General features: G+C 50.4%; 4 protein-coding genes and 1 pseudogene. 2 read left to right on the forward strand and 3 right to left on the reverse strand.

Annotation, left to right across the window (positions count from 1 at the left end):
* Both AC2FLE_RS21280 and AC2FLE_RS21285 read right to left on the reverse strand, forming a co-directional pair.
* Window positions 1-2466, reverse strand: a 2466-nt coding sequence (locus AC2FLE_RS21280; protein WP_496699603.1) for an SPM autocatalytic domain-containing protein, incomplete at its 3' end; no start/stop codon positions are given.
* Window positions 2467-2478: 12 nt separating this feature from the next.
* Complete coding sequence (locus tag AC2FLE_RS21285; RefSeq protein WP_496699604.1) at window positions 2479-2793, reverse strand: hypothetical protein; 315 nt, start codon at window positions 2791-2793, stop codon at window positions 2479-2481.
* Between the two features lie 273 nt (window positions 2794-3066).
* On the opposite strand from AC2FLE_RS21285, the gene AC2FLE_RS21290 reads away from it, so the two are divergent.
* A complete protein-coding gene (locus tag AC2FLE_RS21290; RefSeq protein WP_496699605.1) occupies window positions 3067-3441 on the forward strand; it encodes a transposase in 375 nt (124 codons plus the stop codon).
* Between the two features lie 54 nt (window positions 3442-3495).
* Window positions 3496-4026 (forward strand): annotated as a pseudogene (locus tag AC2FLE_RS21295) (transposase); the annotation flags it as partial.
* Window positions 4027-4372: 346 nt separating this feature from the next.
* Here the strand turns inward: AC2FLE_RS21295 and AC2FLE_RS21300 are convergent.
* Window positions 4373-5038: NAD(P)-dependent oxidoreductase (locus tag AC2FLE_RS21300; RefSeq protein WP_496699606.1), on the reverse strand; the 666-nt coding region annotated here is incomplete at its 5' end.

The following is a 5038-nucleotide window of genomic DNA, read 5'->3' on the forward strand; positions in this document are numbered from 1 at the left end:
GATCAGGATGAGCGTATTGCTGTTCGCATCCGGCTTCGAAACCGCCACCTCACCAGGTGCGTAGCCGTGCAGGATCAACTGGTCGGTGCCTGCCCAGCCATCGTCATCAATCGTGTCCTGGCCATCGCCACGGGTGAAAACATAGGAGTCAGAGCCTCGGCCGCCATGAAGCGTATCGTTGCCCAACCCGCCTGCCAAAATGTCAACGGCAATACTCCCCGTCAGAACATCATCGCCTTGGCCGCCTCCCAAATAGCTGGAGTCCTCCGCAACTAGCTCATCAACACCATCCGTCCCATACACCACTTCGAATTCGGATGAATAGACCAAATGGACCACGAATTCGGACATCGGATCGAGATTTGCGGCGGCAACAGCACCTTGTATCATTGTCGCGAATTCCGACGGGCTGCTGCTCAGATCAGCTTCAAGAATAAGGACAGCCGCTGCTCCGTTGGCTGCTGTTATTGAACCTTCGTCGATTGATTGCTTCAACCCAGAAATCACTTCCGTCAGATCGCCAGACAGCGTGCGGTTCGCTGAAGAGTAATTTTCTGCGAGAATCCCAAAATTGCGCAAAGGATGTGTGTCCAGTTCTAAAAGAAACTGGTCATAAGTTCCGGCTGAAAAAAACGCGCTAGCTTCGGCGGATTGAGCAATAAACCGACCAGCAAGTTTCTGCACAAGTTCGTTGAAAGAAGCACTTACCGCAGGCCCGGCGTTACTGTGCGGATTCGAACTATGTTGGTCAACGTAGCTCGTCCCGTACGCTCTTTCTAAGAACGTCAGATACCGTGCGTCGATGTAGGGACCGCGGCTCGTTGGATCTATGTTGCCTACATCAGCCCAATCCAGAACAAAATCTTCAAAATACAACTTAAATCTCTCTACATCACCTTCAGAGAGGTAATCGACAAGTTGCCTTGCTTGCGCTTTCAACTCCTCGCTTTGAGAATAGGAAACCCATGTCGTCGAAATTGAGCCGTAGCCAAATAGGGTCGGCAGCATCAGAACGGCTGGATCGTCCATGTATTGCTCAGGCGGGCTCTCTCGCGATAGGCTTCTGTCATTCTGAAAATGGATATCCTCAATCAATCCAGTGCTACCGTCAGAAAATGTCACGCTGCTTCGGTCTGAGACCAAATGCCCATTGTTTGTCTCATTTATGGAGATCGAGTTCAGATTGATGGAGGCGATTCCAGCCTCCGTTAGGCTACTCAATTCACCTTCTGCGCTTACTCCATCTGCGATGTGGTCTTGCCATACCAATAGCTCGTCAAACTGAGCGTCATTTTCATCAATTACACCATCATCGTTGCTATCCAATTCGCTGAGGTGCAAAAAGCCATTCTGAAAACCTGTCATGTTTCCGAATAGCTCGGAATTGTCGTCAATGACACCGTTGCCGTTTCGGTCTAACGCAAGCAAACCATCGTCAGATTTCACCCAGCCCGTATGCTCGGAAAACCCATCAATATTCAGATCAAAAAAAACTCTAGAATCTTCCAATGACGTCAGCTCAATCCCATCTCCATCCAAATCTATGACCAACGGTGAAGCTGGAGGGTTAAAGAACACATCGTCTTGCGTTAAATCTCTGTCACCAAAAACAAGATCACAGACCCGCTCCCATGGAGAAGGGCGAAACTTATCGAGTTCGTCGAAATGACCATTGGCAATCATTTCACCGACAAGCGGCAACAGTTGATTATCAGGCAGCGCACGAAACTCTATTGCCGGTTTATTGAGCAAATACTCCTGTGCTATATCAGTATTGTCCAAATCTGGCACATAGTTGCCGCCAGAGGCCACCGCTTCATCATACTTTGCATCCATCCTTTCCCCACCAATGTTGTAAAAGTACACAGAAAAGGCTTCTTGTTCGGATGGGCTTAGAGACACCCAGTTGTGGACATGAGCCTCCCCCCATTCCATCGCTTCTCTAACCTTCAACCCTGCAAACTTTACTGTCGCAGAGCTTAATGGATCTAGTAGATCTGCTACCAATCCTTGGTAGTCATCATTGTATTGTTTCAAATTAAGAGGGTCGGTATTAGGATACCTCTGGCTGTACTCATTGAGCAATCTTATGGCTGTATACGTTTGCACATTACCCGGTCCGACATCAATCATTATCGGATCGAAGAGCTTTCCCCAGGGATTGTTTTCCTTCAACTCGTCGAGATAATCGACGAATTCATCGGGGTTCATATTTTTTAGTTCTTCGTACCTGCTTTTTATGGCGGCATGGCAAATTAGTGTATTGAAAGCAGCTTGGTCGCCGGCTATCTGCCGAGCATAGTTTTCTGCAGTTTCGTGACGATCGTTGTATTCCTCTGCTATCGCGCCCAATATAGAAGTAGGGCTGATCCCGAGAGTACTGCCTACATTGTTTGCGGCTGAACTGTAACGACCAGCGATGCCAAGAACATAATCTGAGTACGTTTGAATATCGTCCATCGACATTGAAATACCTCACTACAAAAATATAAAAAGATACACTACTAATCCGTAAGCAGTCGCGCCTAGAAGTATCACCTCATATCCAACAAATCTTTGGCGGTGCTTTCGGAGTTTAATCACATATAAAGGAAACAACGCTATTGCTGTAAAGCTGAGGCCAACCAGCATCAGCCCTACAGTAAGAATATTAAAAACAGTTAAGAAACTTGGCCATCGAATCCCCGTGGAGTTTTGAACGGTATCAAAGGCAACAAAGATAAATTGCAAAACAAGAAAAACATTAAAAACCAAAAAGGAGAAGATAACGATCGAGAAAAGAACTTTTCTCATAAGTGCCTCCCACAAAACGCTCAACTAGGCGAAGCTACTGGTTCACCACGAATAGACATGCTCTAAAATTAGCAACGTGAATTTGTTGAACACAGTGATCCATATTTTTCTCATGCCTGCAAGTTTTTTCACGCAGTGCAAACCTCATGGCGATGAATGGATATCAGCCCATATATCTCTATTTTTCTTTAGGCTGTCGTGCATCACGACGTTGTTGCATGGATCGCCGAGCCGCGATATCGCCGACGCTCACTCTGACGCGAGCGGCGATACATGCCCTACAAATTCAATAATGCCCGTCGCAACAAGTTTCCCAAGGCAAAGTATCGTGTCACGAACTGCTCGGAATACAACGAAAGTCTCCGGCGTCGAGGTGATGTGACGATCTGGGTTTCTGATGATGTGGTGAGGAACTGGGCTTCGCCACGCCGCAAGACACGCGGCGGTCAATCGCTTTACTCAGATATGGCAATCGAGATCTGTCTCACTCTGCGGGTCGTGTTTCGACTTCCGCTCAGACAAACTCAGGGTTTCATGCGGTCGATTGCCAGGCTGATGGGCATTGACCTCGTAGTACGGGACTTCTCGACCTTGTCGCGACGCGGTAAGGGGATGAAGAGTGCCCAAAAATTGGCGAGCCGCAAATAAGCCAATCACCCTCATTGTGGACAGCACAGGCCTGAAAGTTCGTGGCGACAAGGGCGGCATGGAGAAAAACACGGCATCAGGAAGGCCCGCAAAACATGGCGCAAGCTCCACATCGGGCTTGACCCGGAAACCGGTGATATCGCTGCAACGGAATTGACCACCGAACATGTGGGCGATGAAACGGCACTGCCAGATTTGCTAGCTGACATGGGTGTTGATGTGAGCCGTTTTCTGGCGGATGGAGTATATGACGGCCAAGGTGTTGCAGACTGTCTGTTGGACAAGTTCGGGTCCAGGATTGAGATCATCATACCCTCACCTAAAAACGCGGTTCGCGGCGAGAACGTACGGCGCAATCGACACATCGATGCCATCGCTGAACATGGCAGAATGAACTGGCAAAGTGAAACGGGATACAACCAGCGATCACGGGTTGAAGCCCAGATCGGCAGATGGAAACAAGTTATCGGCGATCGCCTGCAAGCACGTGATTTCGACCGGCAAATAGCTGAAGCGAAAATTGCATCAAAAGCGCTCAACCGCATGACATCTCTCGGTCGTGCGGAGTACGAACGCGTCTTCTAACGTGATGGGGTATGGGGCAAATTCGTCTCAAACCTGATCCATGCAACACGGTCCTTGGAATACAAACCTGCCGTTCGGACCGCGAGGCAGAATGGCAGAATTGTCCCGCCCAGCGTAAGTTCAGTCAGCCTTTGATTTTGCGCCCGCAGCGAACGGCAGGTTCGACGGGCCGCGCCGCAGCATGGAGACTATGGGGTGAAGGTCCGCAACGGGCCGGGTCTTCACATCATCAACGCGTTGCTGACCTACACTCGCTTATCATCCGATGAAATTAAAGTGATCCCCGTGCCCGGTTTTGCTCGTGGATTGAAGTAGCCATGTCGTTGATGTGGCTTCGCGTTTCTTTCTAGGCCACGGCGTTGTGGGGCACTTCCCACGGAGCGACCCAATCGCCTTCGATCTGCAGCGTGACGCCAGCGTCTTCCTCGATCAACTTGCAGACGGTCATCTCGCCGGCATCCACGCCATAGCGTTCACCCGCTTCCTTGAACCGGTCGTGGCAAGCATCGGTCAGCTCGGAGCGAGTGCCGGTGGCGTCCATCAGCTCTTTGATCAGCGCCAGATCCTTCAAGCAGAGTTTCAACGGGAAGGACGGATCATAATGGCCTGCAAAGATCGACGGCACATCATGCTGCATGACAAAGCTGTCGGCCGCGCCGCCTTTCATCACGTCCCACCAGACATCGGGGTCGATCCCGGCCAGCTGGGCGGTCACCATGGCTTCACCAATGGCAGTGGCATGGATTTTCCAAAGCTGGTTGTTGACCAACTTGGCGACGTAACCGTTGCCATATTGACCGACCTTTCGGACTTCGCCCATGGCTTCAATCACCGGGCGGGCCTCTTCGACATGAGCGTCTTCACCGCCGACGAACATGGGCATGTCACCACGAATGGCCGCGTCCACAGAACCGGTCACCGGCGCATCCACGGGTTTGCCGCCCTTGGCAACGAAATCCTTAGTCAATTCGCGCATGAAACCGGGCGACGATGTGGTCAGATCGATCCAAAT

Source organism: Ruegeria sp. CDSA077 (assembly GCF_059612265.1).

Bases quoted from the DNA above. Each gene is read 5' to 3' on its own strand.
- AC2FLE_RS21285 (WP_496699604.1), bottom strand. From the start codon at position 2,793: ATGAGAAAAGTTCTTTTCTCGATCGTTATCTTCTCCTTTTTGGTTTTT.
- AC2FLE_RS21290 (WP_496699605.1), top strand. From the start codon at position 3,067: ATGCCCTACAAATTCAATAATGCCCGTCGCAACAAGTTTCCCAAGGCA.